Genomic DNA, 19,017 nt, shown 5'->3' with positions numbered 1-19,017 from the left:
TTTTTTAAACCTGTATTTATTATTATAGCGCTTATCAATTTGTATACATGTATTTTTACATACGTAACAACAATTCACCCCTGCCTCATGAGACAGGGGTGAAAAGGAATTTTTATATATTTTGTTTATTATCAATTCAATGTCATATTGAATCCCGCCCCTACACCCCAGTGACCTCCAGAAGTTGTTGCGGATATGTTAGAGCGGTATTTTCCATTTTCTGAGGTGTAACCTGCACCAAAGGCAAATGCAGATTGACTACGCCATAAACCAGTACCAAATCCAACGCTTAATTTTCCAGGTGTATCATTGTAGCGTAAGTTAGACACCGCAAGACCAATAGCCGCTGCTTGTCTAGCCTCTTTTTTCACACTCTCAATACTATAGTTTAAAACATCAAACTTCATATCTGTATATTGCTTAGCCCGATCAACAGCATCATCAATAGCATCAATCACAATATTATTAACCCGTTGATCTGTATACTGCTTGGATTGATCAAGAATAATCTTCATCTGTTCTTGAGTATAATCATGGAGTTGACCACCATTTACAGCCTCTTTCGAACCTTTTTCAATTTTACCATCAGAGACATTATCAATCAGAACAGGTTCACTGGCATCCCCCCCCGCTAATGTGATTTTATTGGTTTTTTTGCCGTTTTCATCTCTATCATAACGAACAGCATCCTCTTCAATGTTGTCAACTCTATTATTGATGTTATCAACTTTGGCATCAATATTGATAACTGTATCACCAATATCAGCAATCGTATTGGAAATGTTATCAACTCTGTTGGTAAGATGCTGAACATCTTTTTCAACACCAGTGATACGTTCATTGGTTTCCCAAAGTTGTCCACCATTAACCGCATCTTTCGAACCTTTTTCAACTTTACCATCGGCTACATTGATAATCTTACTTGGTTGACCATCATGGTTAGCGTCATAGGCTCCTTTTTCCTTATTCCAGTGTAGAACATCTGAATCAACCTTGTTGATGACATCATTAATACGGTTATTTATGTTTACCATACCGCCATTAACACCACCAATCGCCTCAGCAACATTATGGTGCTCTTTCTCAACAGTTGTACCATCAGCATTGACTTGAACAATCTTAAAAGTAGGATCTGTCCATTTGCCATTCTCATATTTGGCACCGCCACCAAAATAATTAGCAAGCTTGTTGCTCATGAGATAAAGCTGGTTCCCTGTAATGGCATCCGTTGAACCTTCGGCAATCTCACCATCCAAAAGATATTTCAATTTGCTCTTTGTTTTCTGCCCATCTTTTTCATGACGTGCAACAAATGCTTCTTCATCATCATCCCACAGTAAAGCATCTTTAGAGAAATCTTCAATTTTCTGATTAAACTCATTGGATACATTCGTTAAGCGTTGATTCACATCTTGAACATTTTTATCAAGACCTGTTAAAGCATCACCAACATTGTAAAAATTAGCCTTCCCTACTTCACCACCTACAATAGCGGATAAAGTATATTTCAGCCCTTCAAAAGCACCGTTAATAAACTTTGCACCACCGCCAAAAAACTTTGCAATATCTGCTGATATTTTATTAATCTGACTACCATTGATTGCATCGTTGGAATTTTCAGAAATGCTACCATTTTTCACGTTACGAAGAGCAACTGGTCCGTTGTTCTTATCGCCGCCCAAAGTTACACTACCGTAATTAACACTATTATCGTCATTCTTATCATAAAGAACCGCAGTAGCAGTTACTGTCTCAATATCTTTCGTAATATCCTTTATGCTTTTATCCAGTTGGTCTTTGTTAACAGCTTCATCGCCCTTCTCTGCTGCCTTAACACCAGAAATAGAACGCGCTACACCAGCATATCCCGCAATATTGATCTCAGTACCAGCCGTTTTAGCACCGATAGTGATAATATTTGACGCTTTGTCTTGTTGGACAAGATTATTTTCTTTCATTTCAATAATCTTATTATCAAGATTTGTAATAGAAACATTCACACCCGTAAACGCATCTGTAACATTATTATATACCTTATCCTGAATAAGGAAAGCTGGTTCTATACCTGCAAGCACATCCGTACTACCACCAAAATATTTCGATGTATTTTGAGCAACCTTTTTTAAATCACCTGTTACATCGTTAACATTTTGATTAGTAGCAAAAAGCTGTGAACCATTTACCGCTTGCGTTGATGTTTGAGAAAGTTCTCCATCTTTCACACCGGAAAGTGTTCTTTCTTGATTATCTTTATTTACAAGGCTGATTTCAGTACCACCTGTCGCCTTACCAACGGTAATAAGACCTTCAGAACCTCCTTCTTGTTTCACAAGACTATTTTCTGTTACATTGGTAATCTGACTATAAATATCCGTAATAGAAGCATCAACAGCATTAAAAGCAGAACCAACATCATTATGTGTATTGCCTTGAATTGTATAAGTTGGTGCTATACCGTTAACCACATCCGCATTACCACCAAAATAATTTGATATATTCGTACTTATATTATCAAAATTATCATAGAGATCTTGGATTGCACCATTGGTCTCAAAAAGCTGAGCACCATTCACCGCCTCAGTTGAATCTTCAGTAATCTTCCCACCTGAAACACCAGAAATAATACGAACACTACCTTCATTATTTATGATACTGATTACACTACCACCTGTTTTCGCACCAATGGTGATAGAACCATTCTCTTCTTCTTGCTTAACAAGACTATTTTCTGTCACATTGTTAATTTGATTATAAATATCCGTGATAGAAGCATCGACTCCTTCAAAAGCATTGGCAACATCCTTATACCTCTTCTCAACAATATTACCATCAGCATTGTGCTGAGAAACTTTGAATTTAGGCCCCGTCCATTCTCCATTCTCATATTTAGCACCACCGCCAAAATAATTAGCAATATGATCACCCATCGAATGAAGCTGAGAACCATTTACAGCATCAGTGGAGTCTTCAGTAATGTCGCCATTCAAAAGATAGGTAATCTTACTGTCTGTCTTACGCCCGTCCTTTTCATGGCGTGCAACAAACGCTTGCTTACCTTCATCCCACAATAAGGCATCCTGAGAAAATTTATCAAATTTATTGTCTACATATGTTAGTCGACTATTCACATTTTTGACATTTGCATCAATTCCTGTCAAAGCATCACCAACATTTTCAAAAGTTTTCTGTTTTACCTTACCATCTGCAGAAACGGTAGATAAATTATACTGTGGTCCAATAAAAACACCATTTTCAAATGAAGTACCACCACCAAAGAAACTCGCGATATCTCCAGATATTTTATTAATTTGGCTGCCATTAATTGCATCTGTTGATTCTTCGTGAATTTCCCCATTCATAAGATAGCTAATCTTACTTTTTGTTTTATTACCCTCCCCACCATGCCGTGCAACAAACGCTTGTTCTTCTTCACTCCAAAGTAACGCATCTTGAGAGAGAGTATCAAATCTCTGAGTAAATTCATTAGTAACATTGGCCAAACGATTATTCACACTTTTGACATTCCCATCAAGTCCTTTCAATGCAGAACCAACATCACGATAATTAGCATTTTCTATCGTACCATCTTCAACAATAACAGATAAACTATATTTTGGTCCTTTAAAAGCACCGCCTTCAAACGCTGCATCTCCACCAAAAAATTTCGCTACATCTTGAGAGATCTTATTAATTTGGCTGCCATTGATTGCATCATGCGAATTATCAGCAATTTTACCATCTTTGACATTCAAAAGAGCAACGGAACCATCACTCTTATCTCCACCCAAAGTTACACTGTTATAATTAATACTGCCATCTTCATTCTTATCATAACGAACTGCAAAAGCACTGTCTATCTTAATATTGTTAACAATATCAGTAATATCTGCAATCTGACCATCAAGTTGTTCTTTATTAACAGCTTCATCAGGGCTTACCGCTGCTTTTACACCAGAAATTGTCCGAGCATCACCCGATTTATTTGCAATATTAATTGTTGTGCCACCTCTTTCTTTACCCACAGTAATAGGAGCATTCTCCCCATCTTGTTTCACAAGAATGTTAAGTTTAATACTTTCAGCTGTCTCTCTTATAGTGTCTTCGAGTTGCTTTTTATTAACGGCATCATTATCCTCCACTGCTGCTTTTACACCCGAGATAGTTCTGTCTCCTTCACTGCCTGTAATATCAATTTTCGTGCCATCTTTTTCCTTACCAATGGTGATAAATTTCTTCTCTTCGTCCCATTTAACAAGACTATTTCCTGCCATTTCATTTTTGATTTCGTTCAGTTGTGCAAAATTTACTGCATCGGCATCTTCAGTTCCCCTTGCCACTTTTGTAATCTTTTGATTGCCAGCATCAATACCATTAACAGTTATGCTTGGTCCATTACCATCAGTAAACATAAAGCCATCAGCAGTCATTACGCTTTTTCCTGCTGTAACACTCTTTACACTAATATTATCAGACAAACCAAATTCCACAGTGTTGTCACTGTTTTTGGTAATTTGGATATTCGGGTTACTTTCGCGACCAGCTGATTGTAAATTTACCGCACCGTTTGGACCAATATGCGTAGCATCTTCACCATTAACAGAAAGTTGCCAACTTGTTTTAAAACCATCTTTTACTTCCTTCAGCTGTTTATAATTCACTGCCTCGTCATCTTCAGTTGCGTCTGCGACTCCGGTAATCTGTTGATTGCCAGCATCAATACCATCTATAGTTATTTTTGCCCCATTAGTAATTATAAAACCATCGTCACTCATAGAGCTTTGTCCTGTAGTGACTTTTGTCAATTTAAGAGTATCACTCAAAGTAAATTCAATTTTATGCTTATTATCTGCAGTTTCTCTTTTAATCTTTAAGTTATCTTTTCCTACTCTTGTATCTTTCACTGAAAAATCTATCGTACTACCTGGATTCACGTCTGTAGGATTTGCATCATTAGCAGAAAGTTTCCAAGCTCCTGAAACTAAATCTTTCATGGCTTTTAGTTGCGCCACGTTTACCGCATCGGTATCTTCACTTCCAGCAGCGACCCCTGTAATTTGTCGTGTTAGCGTACCATTACCAGTACCACCAACTTCACCAACGCTGAAAGCGCCTGTAGTGCTTTTCCATGCTATATCGGTTTTTGTCGAATTACCATTCGAGCTAGGGTCATAACCAACAGTCCCCTTTTTTCTATCAGAGATAGATCCTCCACCTACAGCAACACCATCCTTAACAAGCACCTGTGAATTTACACCAATGGCAACCGAATCTTCTGTTTCAGCATAAGCTTGCGTACCTATAGCAATCGCATTTTCAGCATTCGCGATTACTTTTCTGTTAGGATTATTTTCTTCAGTTCTGTCAGAGCGCCTGACCCCTATTGCAATAGAACCTGAAGCTTTAGCTTCAGCATCTGTACCTATAGCAATCGCATAATTACTTTCTGCCTTCACCTTTGTACCTAAAGCAATACTACTGTCACCAGAAGCAGTTGCAAGTCCTCCAATAGCAACAGCAGATTTCCCCGATGCCTCTGAACCAACACCCATAGCAACACTTGCTATACCACTTGCAAGTGCGGAAACACCAAAGGCTTGTGCACCCCCTGCCTTTGTAGTTGCGCCAGCACCAAACGCTGTTGAATAATTCCCCGTTGCAGAAGAACCACATCCAGTTGCAAAAGAATAAATACCAAAAGCCTCAGGTATAGCATTAACACTACCAAAAGTTGGCGCCCCCATATAAGCACCATTATTACTTGTAACTCCGTCACCAACCCAAACAGCCTTTTCTGTAGTCGTACCATAAGGACTACGACCTCCAAAAGTTTTCTCATCAACAAATCTTTCATATTGTTCTTCTGCAGTTATTCGTTGATTATCAGAAACTCCTTCTTGTTGCTTGCCACCACGTCCCTTAACATTATCCGCACCACAGAAGTCATCATCACCAGCAAAAACAATACTTCCATGACTACCATATATGTAAGGAACATCACCAAGATTCGAACTCTGAACAGTCGCTCCTCTAATGGAAAGACCGGCAGCGAAAACAGGAGAAACACTCGATAAGAGTGTCGCCATTACCGTACTAAGAGAGACAACTTTAATTAAATTTGGTGTGGAATATTTTTTCTTCATAAGAACCTCCTCCAACAGAGTTCAACATCATTACAACGCGCGGAAACACTCATGGCAAAACCCTCAGTTTGCGCACTTCAAAAACCAATAAATCAAGACAAAACCCTCCCCCTACGATACCGCTATTTTTACGGCATCGCCCTAAAATCTTTGCAACAACATCGAATCTAGAAAAGTCCCCAACCCTTTTAGCTAGAGGGATTCAAGCTAAAAAATAAATAAAAACACAAAACTTTGAAAATATACCGTTCTCTCCATTCAAAAATACTGCGATTTATCTCTTAACAAAAATAGTTTCACTAAAGAGCAATTCTACTTTTCAAATAAAGCGCATCAGAAGAATGGCAAGAGTGTAAAAATTATTTTTTATAAATTTATAAAAATACTTCTCAATAAATTAGCTGTTCTTATAAGCACAAATTTATGATTTTTTAACTTATAGCATAATGTAATAATGACGATTATCATGATAATCTCACTTTTTGTTGCGAGGTAAACTGTTTCAATATATTATATATCTCTTTGAAAGAAATCTGTCTTAAATATAATGATGCACGCTCTGTAAAAAGTTTTAACGTGCTCATCTTATCATCTTCATAAAAAGACAAAAGCGCGCCTATAAATAGTCTTTCGTTCTTCTCTCTTATATATCTGTTACCCTTCTATAGGAACAAAACATCGTCATTGTATTTTCACTGTTGTATAAATTTTTTAATATCACAAACCGAAAAGAAGCTGTTTTCTAAACTCTTTCCTCTCACATAACCCACTGTATTTTCACTGTTGTCCGTATCTTTTCTTCAACCAACAAATATTTCAGGAATGGCACTATATTAGCTTCTTTTTGAAGAAATTTTGTTTGTATCACTACTCGTCATTCTTTTTATGAACCATTTTATCTTTAATCAGAGAAATATATTGATTTATAATGATAGTTTCTCGTTTTTTAGGTTGAATAAGAGACTCGAAAATCCTGAGATTTTCACATTCCAAACTTGGTTATACAGCAGAAAATAAAAAAAGTTTTATTTTTTTAAAGGCTGTTCATTCGTATCTTATGAAATTTCTAGATGTGCTTTTCAGTTTCGATTTTACGCTTTAAATGTAATTTTAAAAGTGGCAAAGTGGCTTCGACTTCTTCTATATCATTGAGGTTTTGAATAAGCTCTTGCAATCTTCCATAAAGCTCTGCTGCTAATTCCGCAACATCTTCAGGAGAAAGTGTTATTTTTGCATCATGATAGGTCGTATAAACTAAATGTCCCAGCTTTTTCATCAGCCCAGTAGGAATCGCCTGCGGTTTAAAACCAGCTGCTTTCGCCTTTGCCACATCTGAAAACATCTCGCCATTTCCCGTTACTAGCCAATCTAATGAAACACCACAAATTTCTTGATATTTGGAGAGCGCAGAGGCTGTAGGCTCACTTATACCAGTTTCATAAGTTCCTATAGAGCCAGCAGTGATACCAAGATGTTCAGCAAACTGCTTACGCTCTGTAAAACCAAGAGCGTGACGCACTTTACGAAAACGTTTTGCCAACTCAGTTTTAGGTTTTGCTTCCGGACGAGCCAAAAAAAACACTCCAAAATCAATATAATTGTTGACTAAATAATTATATTGATTTATATCTATCATTACTGCCCCTTAAGAAGAGCAGTTATCACATACATAACCCCACAAAAACGGATGTTACAGCATCCATTTAAGCAGGAGCGAAAATTATGACAATTACAAAAAAATGCAATCGCCGTGGTATTTTTCTGAGCTGCGCCCCTGTAATATAACCTCGAAAAAACTCAAGCCTATCAGAGGCTATTTTCCAGAGTCAAAAACATTTGGACACAGGCCAATGAAAAAACTAAATGCGCCACTGCCAACTCTATCAGTTTGCATGCCAAGCCAATTCTTGCCAACTGCTTTCTCAAAAGTTGCAGTCATATTCTTTCAAAAGCAAAAAGCCTAATACGATTCTCTTCATTTCATGCTGTGCAATATACCACTGAAATCTTATTACAAAAATATGCAAACGCATTTCCCATAGGTTTTATAAGGTAAAAAGTTTATCAATGTCTAAAAATCAATATAAAATAGGCAAAATAATTGGTATTCTACAAAAAATGAGATTATCACTCGTTATTAAAAAGTTAGACGTTTACAAACCCTGTTTGCTTATTTTATATATTAATGGCACTGATTTAGCTGTAACTGGCAATAGAGATTTCAGGGTGTTTGGTTTATCGTCAGAATACTCTTCCTCTACGCATATTAAAAGCCTTTTGGCAATGTATTTTAAATGCTATAAATTCTATAGTAAACACATTGCCATCCATATTTACAATTGGGCGCTTCAAAATCTTGGAGTAATAAAATCTTTAATAGGCTTTGATTTAAAAGCGCGTATTTTGCAGAAAATTGACAAAACCATGAGGTTCGTATACATGGCAATTTTAAGTGATGATAGTGGAGTGATACTTAAAAAAGCTGCATGGAAACCCGCAACGTTGAGGAATTAAGCATGACCTCTTTATGCGATAAAGAATTATCTGATACACTGGTTGGTCTTTATGACGACTATCAACGCGGTTTCGACATTGGAGAAGAGCTTAAACTGTGCGTGGATTTAGCATTATCTCTTGAATTGGAACTCAGTATTCACCGTTTAAGTGAAACAGATGCTGTTTTAAAAAAAGAGATTGTGCAAACCTTGCATCGTCGTAGAAACACCCATTCCAATGAAGATGAAATTGATACAATTTTTCATATGGATTTTGAAAAACAAAAATAATGCAATACTCTCCTCGTATGATAAGATATTACCTCATCGCTTTACTTTCTGCTACGCTTAGACAAAAAACTTTCAAGAAGATTTAAAGTGTTACGTTTTCGTCTTCTTAACAGCACTGAGGTGAATTAAAGAAACGCATCAATTCTTTTGGATCATTATCAAAAAGTGAAGGGTATTCTCTAGCATACATCAATTTATGCTTTATTTATTAAGCACCAACTTTCCATTTGCTCACCACCCCTTTAAAAACAAAATGTGAAATGTGCTGCAGCGTAAATATTTATAAAATAGCGTATTTTACCACACTTAAAGCCAATTTATTGTTTTTCATGTTTATAAAACAGTACAATGAGAATTCCAACAAACGCAACAATGCTTTGAAAAAAATATATCGATTGAGGTGATATGCTACTGTTATCGCTTGCCATAATGAGATAGAATCCGAGGATCAAGCATCCAGAGATACCATTAAAACTTGCCTGCAATCTTCCTTGGTATTCAGGATCACAAGAGAGTTGTGATAAAGAAATCGAAAGAGCCCAACTCGAAAGTCCAAACCCAATTATAAAGTAAACAGGAAAAACAACAAAATTGTGTGTATTAACAGATAAAATAGCGAGGCCAATAGCCATAAAAGCTAATAAAATGGCTAATGTTTTCCTTATCGATAAAACTTTACAAAGAAGTGGTGAAAAAAACGCACCTGTCAATACGCCCATAGAATAAAGCACCTCAAATATTGCAAAGGTCCTGTTATCAGCATGTAAAACCTCTTGTATATAAGGAACGAGAATAACAGGAATGGTCATCAAAAGAGTCATAATAATCATCTGGCTTATATAAGGTACAAAAAGAGCCGGATTCTGTTTAAAATAATGAAGGGATGCTGTATAATTTTCCCACCAATTTTGCTGGTTTTGTTTTTTAGATCTTCGGTTTTTAGGTACCTTCATTACAAAATTAAATAAACCAGCAATGATAAAGAATATACCACCTATTAGAAGAGTTCCTTTTGTTCCTGCATAGGATAGTATAAATCCACTTAAGCCCATACCTACGATAGTGCCAAGTTCATAAACCATATCGATGGTTGCATTTGCATTGATGAGCTGTTCCTTCAGCACAATACTTTGAATTAAAGAAATAGCTGATGGCATATAAAAAGGGATAAAAATACCCAAAAGAGCAGATAAGACCATCAATTCAATTTTTATACCCAAATGCCAAAGCATTACCCAGCTTACGATTACCAAACCTCTCACAAGATTTGAAATAATAATCTGCGTTTTACGGTTATATTTATCTGCCAATATGCCAAAAATAGGCGCAAAAATAATGCCAGGCGTCCAAAGAAAAAGCATCATCAACGCTACACCACGGATTGAGCCCGTCTGATTGTAAGCGAGCCACGACAATGTAATATAATTTAGTCCACTTCCAAATGTAGCAAATAAGCCACTCAAAGTAAAATAGAGAAAAGTTCTATTTTCAAATAAAGCAATGCGTTCCTTCAAATTTGAAGTGAACATAAATTATCCTCTAAAATGAATCCCAGTCGATATGCATGATACATCCTGCTTAAAAACAGGCATTCTTACAATTTTCATTTTAGATCATTAAATTTAAGAAAGCAAAATTTCTTTTTTGAGGCTTTTACAATCTTTGTGCTGTTGTATGATTAATTCTTCTATGAAAACAGAACATTTATGGACAAAAACAAATTTAATATTTTATGTGCGTTTTATTCAGAAGCTACACCTTTATACATATGTGAAACAATTTTACGGTATGGAAGCTGCACTCACATCATTGCCCTTATTATTCCGTGCATTAAAATATGCTCGAGTATACTCCTCCATGTCGTTCTTCTATCATCACACTTTGGCTCTAAAAGAATAAACACACTATTATCCTCACGATAAATATTGATAACTTTTCTATTCCTCTTCTCTAAATCTTTTAAAACAAGCCCATTACAGTTAGCTTTCCAAATAAATTTTTTCAATAAAAGAGAGTTTTTCTTCGTATTTTAAGTTTAAACCATCCCTTTTCTGCAACCGTTCCAGTATAGTAATGGGCGGTAAATGAAGATAAAATGTAATATGAGGTCTTAGAATAGATTGATTTAATTTAAAGGCACTTTCAACAGAAAGCTCTCGAGCATAAAAATAAGCAAGACTAGAATAAACATATCGATCCTAATTAATAAATTTTACGATGACGTTAAGGAAGGTTCAATAATTTCAAGCGTATGTTTGCGTCTATCTGTCGCTGATAAGAGTGCTAAAAGCAACGGATCAATTGCTTTTCCATTAGTCTAAGTAATCTCTAATTTCTGGATTATTTCTATACCAATAACTGGGTTGAAAAGTTTGTATTATATGTTTTTCTGTTGAGTAATGGCGAGAAATTTCTTTGAAGACCACATGGAATTATAAACTTTTTTATCAAAATACATTTTGTCTATATACTTTCCATAAGTTAAATTGTTTTATGTCTGAAATCTCTTAATGTTTAATAAGGTGTTTTTTTTACTCGTCTCTAAACAGAAAAACACAATACTCCCGCATTTTGTATAACTTATTAACTTTATGATAAATGGCGGTATATCGACTTAGTTTTAAGATAAGGTTATATTTTAGACAACTTAAAATGAGATTAAATATTTGTAAAAAATATATTTTTTGATCACACTCCATAACCTGCCATTTTTTAACGAATTCTAGTAGAGTTTCCGAGGATTACTCCTATAGCGTCGTGTAAGTGTAGAGAAATGAGTTCGATCTCAGTATTTATTGTCCCTAAGAGCTGGTAGTAGATTCCGCTACATAGGAATCTAATGAAATCAACTCTATCTTTTCTCAAACCACTACCCTCGCTATAAGAATTTGATATCCGATTCCGTCAAAAAGCAGCAGAGCAATTCTTGGAAAACATCGCTGAGATATTGAAATATGCCTAGCAAAAGCTTTTGAATCAAATGTTTCGCTATATTCATAAACTGAAACTAAGAATATTATAATAAGCCCTCAAACAACGACGACGCCAAAATCAGCCGTAATAAAGCCTCCTAAAACTGAACCAATAATACCTTCTCTCTATAAAAAGACTACTATGTAAAGGTTTTAATACAATACCTTAGCGCTAATGCCATAAATGTTTCTGATAGATAACGAAGTTTATTGTCACAACAACATCTAACAACGGTCAATAGAAAAACCTCAACCTTGAGTATAAACAAAATCAACTTGAAAGTGCAAAATATATCTCTAGGACATAGTCCCTTATTGGCAAGCCCCCTGCCAAGAAACACAGTAAAAATACCAGCCTCCATCCTACTCATTCTCCTGAAAATAAGCTATCTCTACCATAAACATCAGCGTTCAATTTTTCCTACCGAAAAAACTTGACATGCACAGCAATACATGTACACGTTTATAGTTTTTGAACATGTATGCTGATTTATAATACTGTGTGTTTTGAAGAGATTCTGAAATGGGGGGGATAATGTGCACAAACAACTGATGTTTCGGTTTTATGGGCTTGTTGTCCTGCTGTATCTTTCTGATATGGTTTTATTTTTAAGTAATCTTTGGAATGCTTATCGCATAACATCCTCATCGGTTTTCCTAGGCGTAACCATGGCTTTAGGCACCCTTATGCCCTATCTTTTGAAAAAAAGCGGACTTGTGCACATTAAAGCCTCACTGCGGTTGATCGATTTATACAAAAGGCGGATCATTATCTATAGCCTTCTTTTATTGATTGCTCTTTTCCATTACGCTGATTCCCCCTTTGGTTTTATCGCTGTCTCTATCTCTATCGGCTATCTCTCTTTGATTACCTTAAGCACACTCGAGACTTATAATACTAAACTAGCACTTAGTGGTTATATTAGCGCCCAAAAGGCTTCCCGAATTATGCAAACAGTGGTGCAAATTGGCGCTTTTTTGGGAGCAGCACTAAGTGGTTATCTCTTAGAAGCGACCAGCCCTCGAGGGGCAGCGGCTGAAATCGGTTATAATGGTTTGATTGTGACACTTTGTGTGTTTGACATCATTATAAGCCTTATAGCCGGATATATTATATTTTGCGATGAATACAACGCTACAGATACCACAGCACTTGCAACAGGTAAGAAGCCAGCACCTACACCGCAAGCGGATGGACTCTCCCGTGAGCTTAAACTTTTATGCGTCTGCATAGGACTTATTGGCTTTCATATTTGCGCTTATAATACGCTGGCAACCATTCTTTTTCAGAGTGTGAAAAATTTTGGCTCTGAATACTATGGGCTTTGCAGTGCGGTTGCGGGCATGGGCGCTTTTTTGGCTGCTTTTATCAAAATCCCTCGTTTTGAATTTATTCTCCCAGCCCTTATGTTGAGCGTAGCTGATCTTATTTTTAGCACCACACAATCGCCCTATTTAGCTGTGGCCTTTTGCTTTTTTATTGGTTTTTCAATGAATACCATGCGAATTAATGCCCGCAAACATACGATTGAAGCCACCAAAACAGAGGCTCAAGCAGAGCTGGTGGGAAGCTATAGCGGCATGCTTTATACTCTCTCCCAGTCGGCAGGTTATGTTATCCTTGGTCTTCTTACAAGCTCTGCCCTTATGGGTCCTCAAGCAGCTGTTTATCTTCTGCCCCTTATAGGATTGATAATCTTTATTTATGTTCTTTTCCTTTTATCACAGCGGAACAAAGTATGAGAAAACCTATTCTTATTGTCGACCCTTTCTCCACGGGTGCCCTCTATGGCCCTGCTTTGCAAAAATTAGGCTATGCTTGTTATGGTGTTGTCTCTCAAGCAGCATCTTTTTCACACTTTATGCTTTCTTATCAGGGAAAGGGCATGGCAGAAACGAAGCTTCATAGTGTAGATGAGATAAAGAAACGCTTTCCTATCGGCACGATAGAGGCTGTAATAGCGGGTGCCGAAAGAGGTATCTATTGTGCAGAGCAATTGGCGGCTTATTATGGTTGTCTTGGGAATAACCCCTTGACTACCGATTGGCGACGGAAAAAAGCAGCGATGCAAAAACGCCTTTGTGAAAATGGTTTATCTTACATCCGATCAAAGATTCTTACAAAAAACGATTGTACTTTCGATGGTTTTGAAAGCCACAGCGGCTATGTGGTAAAGCCAAATGATTCTGCAGGGAGTGATGGTGTTTTATTTTTCTCTAATCTTGAGGAAGTAGTAATGTGGACCTCTGAAATAGACTGGAAGAAAAAAAATATTTTTGGCGCACCTAACGAGGCCTATTTGCTCCAAGAAAGATTGGAGGGAGAAGAATACATCGTCGATGCCGTTGTAAAGGGAGAGGCTATAAAAATATGTAGTTTGTCACGATATAAAAAAGGTATTCATAATGGAAGTACTTTTGTTTATGAAACACTTGATGTGCTTGATTCTCAAGATCCCTCTTATGCCCCTCTTATCTCTTATGCAAAACAATGCATTCGCGCGCTGGGGATTGAATATGGACCTGCGCATATGGAAATCATGCAAACAGCTCGTGGTCCAGTGATGATCGAAGTAGGAGCCCGCCTCCACGGAGGAATTGCACCCACCTTGTTCGCGCATTGCTATGAAGATGGTTTACTTGAAAGCTCCGTTAACCTTATTGCAGGCGTGTTTTCGCAAACACCAAGTCACTTTAAGAAAAAAGGGCGTATTATCTTCCTTATCAACGAGATCGACGGTCATATTATAAAAGATGTTAACGTATGGCGGCAAAAGCTTTATTCCTGGGAAAATGTGGTTCATTTTATGCTCTTTTTTAAAGAAAACGAGCCCCTCCCCCTAACAATCGATTTAAATACCTGCCCAGCTATTATAGCAATTTGGGGACACAGTGATGATGAATTATCAGCTTTGGAGAGGATCATTCGTAGCAATTTCTTATAAAATACAGCAATGGGGAGGAAAACATGGATTCAGAAGCGCAAATAATTGAAAATATAGACAAATATTAAAAATGGAAGCAAGTCATTTTTAAAGAATTCAATGCAACCATGAATAACACAATTAGGCCTTTTCTGCCTATTTGGTGTAAATGGATACTCAAAAAATATGCTTAGATTTGGGTTCTACAACAAGCTAACCTCAAAAAATATGATGGAAGACCTGATAACTTATTGCGATAATTATAAAAGTTTTGGAAAGAACACATCTTTTATTGCATTCGAGGAGCCAGCCCCATACAAAGTATCGAAGTTTATAGAGAAAAATTCTGATCTATGCTTAAAAATTTGCGAGATTTTGACAACCGAGAATGACCTAAGTATATACAAAAAATATGTACAATCGTCTATGGGAGTTCTGCTTTCATAGCGAACCTATATTCATAGTTTGCAATACCCCGTCTTATATAAACAGAATTAAGTAAGTTCTATATTTATGTTAACTTTCCAGCTTAAGTGTTTTTTCTGATCTTCTCTCTACAGAACAAAATGCATTCTCGTTATAGGAAAAAAGCTTGAACCTTTTGATATTATCACAAAATCTCCTTTTTTAGGAAAATATGGCGAACCCCAAAATAGAGAATGGACGCAGTATTTTCTGCAAAACAACACTATTGAATCCCTACCTTACTCATATCATTTAATGAAACACGATAATGACTAAGTTTTCTAAAATTAAATTAAATAAAAATATTTATGATATATTAAAAATTATGCTGCCAAAACAAGGCTCTATAAAGATACAAAGGGATTTTCCAAAAAAATACGCGATTGACATATTCACAAGGTCGATGAAATTCTCTTGAATTATAGAGGGAGATATATGATTGTTTTTCGAATTGTGACAGCACACAAATTTCGTGATTTATTTTGCCCATTAGAAAATATTGGTTAGTTGAGTAAGTTTTAAAATACATAGCATTCCGTATAATGTAGTGTGTATGTATAAAACTTCTCAGGATGATCGTGTTAATAGCAATGTTTAAGGGGGCTTTTTTTGGAAAGATTTTACAGCAATTACGAGTATCTCTAGAATGAAAAGCGCTGATTTTTAGAACAGAGAGAAACATTGATTATAACAGTTTATTAGGCTAAACGCAGAATATTTATCCTAATGATTGATGGTTAATTGTAACGGAATAGTTTTTTGATAATCATAAAGAAAAAGGTATAGAGCGTGTTTCTTTTAGTTAAGGAAGAGTATTGCTCATTTTTCTTTCTAAAAGTAAGCAAATTCAAAGATAATTTTTTGTTCTTGTAGTGGTGAGAAAATAATTGTTGAAGTCAGTGAAGGGGAGATTCCTATAGATTGTTACAAAGTTTAATAAAAGTTGGAATACTTAAAAATTCTCAGTTCCTATAATGATTTAAGAATACCAGATTAGGATACGGAGAATTCAAGAGCTCAAAACTTTGTGATAATATTGGTTTAGAATTACATCTTGTTCATTCAGACGAGATGAGCTCGTTATTATATGTCACAGAAACATAGATGTGGAGAATTTTAAAAAAGCTTATTCAGAATCTGACTTAAAGGTTATTGGAACTTTAACAGTAAGATTGGTTTTGTCTCATGTTGCTCAAAAATTAGCAACCAATCTTGTTGTGACTAGACTAAATTTGGAAGATCTGCTCACTGAACGTTTTTATAATATTATGAAATGATAAAATATTAATATTTCTTCTTGTACCGTACATGAAGCCGGTGCTATTTGTATTTATTATCCGTTGCACCATTGTCCGAAATATATTTTAAGTGGTTGTCACTTGAAATATGCCTTGGGAAATTATTTGGCAAGAGAGCGTACCTATATGTATTGGAAAGTAATTTCCTATTATTTGTCTCAATCTATGCGTACAACGTTACCAAGTATAGAATTCATGCTGACAGATGACTTGCGAAAAATAAGTGCCTATAACGCATTTAGACTAAAATTTTACGAAAAACTGGAATTTAGTCCCGAACCATATTTGATAATGGAGAAAATCATAAAATGGCTTGAGTCTCTATTTAAGAGGGAAGAGGCTATTGCGTAATTCTGTGTTTCTTATGATTGTGATTGGTTGTTTGACGAGTTTTTGTGCTAGTGGTGTATTATCTATTGGCCTTTCTTTGTTACAATTCCAAGATACAACGGGAAAAGCGTCTGCTACTTTAAATGTCGTTAATTTAATCGCAATTGGAATTGCTGGTTTATGTTTGGGAAATGTGTTGGCGCACTATCAAGGCTTTATAATTGGGTTTTATAGTCAAATTATTTGCGCTTGTTTATTGTCTTTCTTATTATTTATGAACAATCCGGTGCTTATTTTATTTGTATTTTTTTTACTTTCTCTCTTGATGGGGGCTGATAATCCAAATAACAATAGTGCCTTGAATCTGCTGGTTCCAGCTCCCAAACAAAAAGCTGGAATTTTTGCATTTTATACTAGTTGCTGTCAGTTTTTTGTTATTATATCCCCGTTGCTTATATATTTTATAATTGCGCATTTGGGGCACAAAATAGCCATAGCCTTTATTGTATTTATCTATCTTTTGAATGCCAGCTTATGGTTTCGTATAAAGTCTATACAACACCTAAATAGAGTAAAAGAGCTATTAAAAAAGCCATCTCAAAAGGCTTATGGAGTTGGTTTTAGATGCCTTTGGCGGATTTCTGCGTTGCGGTTTTTAACGATTAATCGTATTTTGAATAATTCTCTCTATACGGGGCCTATTGTTTTATTGCCACTTGCTCTTGCTTCTATAACATCAGATAACATAAAATTTACAGCTATTCAAAATTCTATTTTTGCTTTGTCAGCACTGGGTTTTGTGATCAATGGTCTTATCTCATCTTATTATTTACGGAAATTTCCATCTTTAATTCGTTTTTTTGTATGGGGGGCACCGGCTTTTGCCGTGATCGCAATCTCTTTTGTTTTATATTTAAATTTTACTCAATATTCCCTTTATATTATGGGGTTTTTATTAGGTATTGGGCAATTTTATTTTAGGGTATCGGGAATAACAATTGGACAAGCTATCACACCTAGTGAAAATTTAGCCGAGGTTATTTTGGCAGGCGATGCCAGTGTGCGCATTATAACAGCTTTATTCTCTATTGTGCTTTTATATGCAGGAAAATTTTTTTCATTTTCTATATTATACGTCCTGTGTGTATTTATAGGCTTTTGCGCCCCTTTATTTATTTTGCACGGACTATCTATTTACATACAAAGCTTAGAGATAAAAGAAAGTGCCGCATGAATGATGTTCAATTATTATATTACGTCAGCCTTTTTTTGATTATCGTATAGATAAAAATTTTGTACAAATATTCATGACATTAATTTTAAATGAGCACATTACGTGAGAAAAGCTGAGGTATTCGTTATCTCTCATGTGGATAAAACGCATTTAGCCCGTTAATCAACAAAATTGCAAATAGCACTATGATCACCATTAATTCTAAAAGCTCTACCAGAAGTTAGTGATAATGGCAAAAATCCTTTAATGATATTTGAAGAGATCGTTTATGCTAGATCAGGTTATCTAAAGATCGAGAGAAGAGGAGCTTAGAAATTATAAAATTGATGAAAATTCAATAGTAATTTCTAAGTGTACATAATGACAGGCATAGATCGGCGCGAACTAGTCAATTTCAAACAATAAAAAATCCTGCAAATGCTGAGCTTTTTAAACTATGTCATATCAAGCATATGAAAGTTCGTTTTAAATTAATGGCGGAGAGAGAGGGATTCGAACCCTCGATATGGTTTCCCATATACACGCGTTCCAGGCGTGCGCCTTCAACCACTCGGCCACCTCTCCAGAAGTTTGCACTATACCCAGAAAGAAATAACGTGCAAGTCTAAACTATACATTCAAAACCCAAAAAACAAATTCATTTATTAAAATAAGAGCTTTTATCTGTTGAATAACAAGCACATCTCTTCTTTTTAAGAAAAAACTTTTTTCGTGGATAGGTTTGTAGAATACAATAATGGGAATAAAAAGATTGTCACCAGTTATAAACTTTCATGCTCATTTACGCACTTTCTGCTTCACAAAAAAATACTTCTCTTAAAATTGGCATACAGTCCATGGTTTTACGCAACCAAATAATTAAATATTT

At 35.8% G+C, this 19,017-nt stretch carries 11 protein-coding genes, 1 tRNA gene and 1 pseudogene; 8 read left to right on the top strand and 5 right to left on the bottom strand.

Annotated features, from left to right (window positions below; all coding sequences use genetic code 11):
* Nucleotides 1-131 precede the first annotated feature (131 nt).
* Both ACFILZ_RS01250 and ACFILZ_RS01245 read right to left on the bottom strand, forming a co-directional pair.
* Nucleotides 132-6,140 carry a Vomp family autotransporter gene (locus tag ACFILZ_RS01250; protein ID WP_375610048.1) on the bottom strand — a complete coding sequence of 2,003 codons (6,009 nt, stop codon included), beginning with the start codon at nucleotides 6,138-6,140 and terminating at the stop codon, nucleotides 132-134.
* Between the two features lie 1,066 nt (nucleotides 6,141-7,206).
* Entirely contained in the window at nucleotides 7,207-7,713 is a 507-nt protein-coding gene (locus tag ACFILZ_RS01245) for a helix-turn-helix domain-containing protein (RefSeq protein ID WP_375610047.1), read from the bottom strand.
* A 494-nt stretch (nucleotides 7,714-8,207) separates the two neighbouring features.
* Between ACFILZ_RS01245 and ACFILZ_RS01240 the strand changes: the two genes are divergently transcribed.
* Complete coding sequence (locus ACFILZ_RS01240; protein WP_375608751.1) at nucleotides 8,208-8,654, top strand: hypothetical protein; 447 nt, start codon at nucleotides 8,208-8,210, stop codon at nucleotides 8,652-8,654.
* 2 nt (nucleotides 8,655-8,656) lie between these two features.
* On the top strand, nucleotides 8,657-8,926 hold the full coding sequence (locus ACFILZ_RS01235; RefSeq protein WP_012754562.1) for a hypothetical protein: 270 nt from the start codon (nucleotides 8,657-8,659) through the stop codon (nucleotides 8,924-8,926).
* A 317-nt stretch (nucleotides 8,927-9,243) separates the two neighbouring features.
* Here the strand turns inward: ACFILZ_RS01235 and ACFILZ_RS01230 are convergent, their stop codons facing one another.
* Both ACFILZ_RS01230 and ACFILZ_RS01225 read right to left on the bottom strand, forming a co-directional pair.
* Nucleotides 9,244-10,455 carry an MFS transporter gene (locus ACFILZ_RS01230; RefSeq protein WP_375610046.1) on the bottom strand — a complete coding sequence of 404 codons (1,212 nt, stop codon included), beginning with the start codon at nucleotides 10,453-10,455 and terminating at the stop codon, nucleotides 9,244-9,246.
* A 450-nt stretch (nucleotides 10,456-10,905) separates the two neighbouring features.
* A pseudogene (locus ACFILZ_RS01225) lies at nucleotides 10,906-11,112 on the bottom strand (hypothetical protein); the annotation flags it as partial.
* 1,338 nt (nucleotides 11,113-12,450) lie between these two features.
* On the opposite strand from ACFILZ_RS01225, the gene ACFILZ_RS01220 reads away from it, so the two are divergent.
* The 6 genes from ACFILZ_RS01220 (at nucleotide 12,451) to ACFILZ_RS01195 (ending at nucleotide 18,149) form a co-directional block, all read left to right on the top strand.
* On the top strand, nucleotides 12,451-13,641 hold the full coding sequence (locus ACFILZ_RS01220) for a hypothetical protein (protein ID WP_375606231.1): 1,191 nt from the start codon (nucleotides 12,451-12,453) through the stop codon (nucleotides 13,639-13,641).
* Entirely contained in the window at nucleotides 13,638-14,843 is a 1,206-nt protein-coding gene (locus tag ACFILZ_RS01215) for an ATP-grasp domain-containing protein (RefSeq protein ID WP_375610045.1), read from the top strand. Before ACFILZ_RS01220 ends, ACFILZ_RS01215 begins: the two co-directional genes overlap by 4 nt.
* Before the next feature lie 165 nt (nucleotides 14,844-15,008).
* The gene (locus tag ACFILZ_RS01210) at nucleotides 15,009-15,269 is read left to right on the top strand and encodes a hypothetical protein (RefSeq protein ID WP_375606208.1); all 261 of its coding nucleotides are present in this window, start codon (nucleotides 15,009-15,011) and stop codon (nucleotides 15,267-15,269) included.
* Entirely contained in the window at nucleotides 15,235-15,324 is a 90-nt protein-coding gene (locus ACFILZ_RS01205; protein WP_375606207.1) for a YqcI/YcgG family protein, read from the top strand. The genes ACFILZ_RS01210 and ACFILZ_RS01205 overlap by 35 nt, the downstream gene beginning before the upstream one ends.
* 68 nt (nucleotides 15,325-15,392) lie before the next feature.
* Nucleotides 15,393-15,563 carry a YqcI/YcgG family protein gene (locus ACFILZ_RS01200; RefSeq protein ID WP_375606230.1) on the top strand — a complete coding sequence of 57 codons (171 nt, stop codon included), beginning with the start codon at nucleotides 15,393-15,395 and terminating at the stop codon, nucleotides 15,561-15,563.
* A 1,365-nt stretch (nucleotides 15,564-16,928) separates the two neighbouring features.
* Nucleotides 16,929-18,149 carry an MFS transporter gene (locus ACFILZ_RS01195; protein ID WP_375608754.1) on the top strand — a complete coding sequence of 407 codons (1,221 nt, stop codon included), beginning with the start codon at nucleotides 16,929-16,931 and terminating at the stop codon, nucleotides 18,147-18,149.
* Nucleotides 18,150-18,623: 474 nt separating this feature from the next.
* Here ACFILZ_RS01195 and ACFILZ_RS01190 read toward each other — a convergent pair.
* A tRNA-Ser gene (locus ACFILZ_RS01190) sits at nucleotides 18,624-18,713 on the bottom strand.
* Nucleotides 18,714-19,017: the final 304 nt, after the last annotated feature.

Source organism: Bartonella sp. AP40SXNS (assembly GCF_042195825.1).
In the GTDB taxonomy this organism is placed as follows: Bacteria; Pseudomonadota; Alphaproteobacteria; order Rhizobiales; family Rhizobiaceae; genus Bartonella.
The sequence above is the reverse complement of the archived record's forward strand: the minus strand, read 5'-3'. Positions and strand labels throughout refer to the sequence as shown.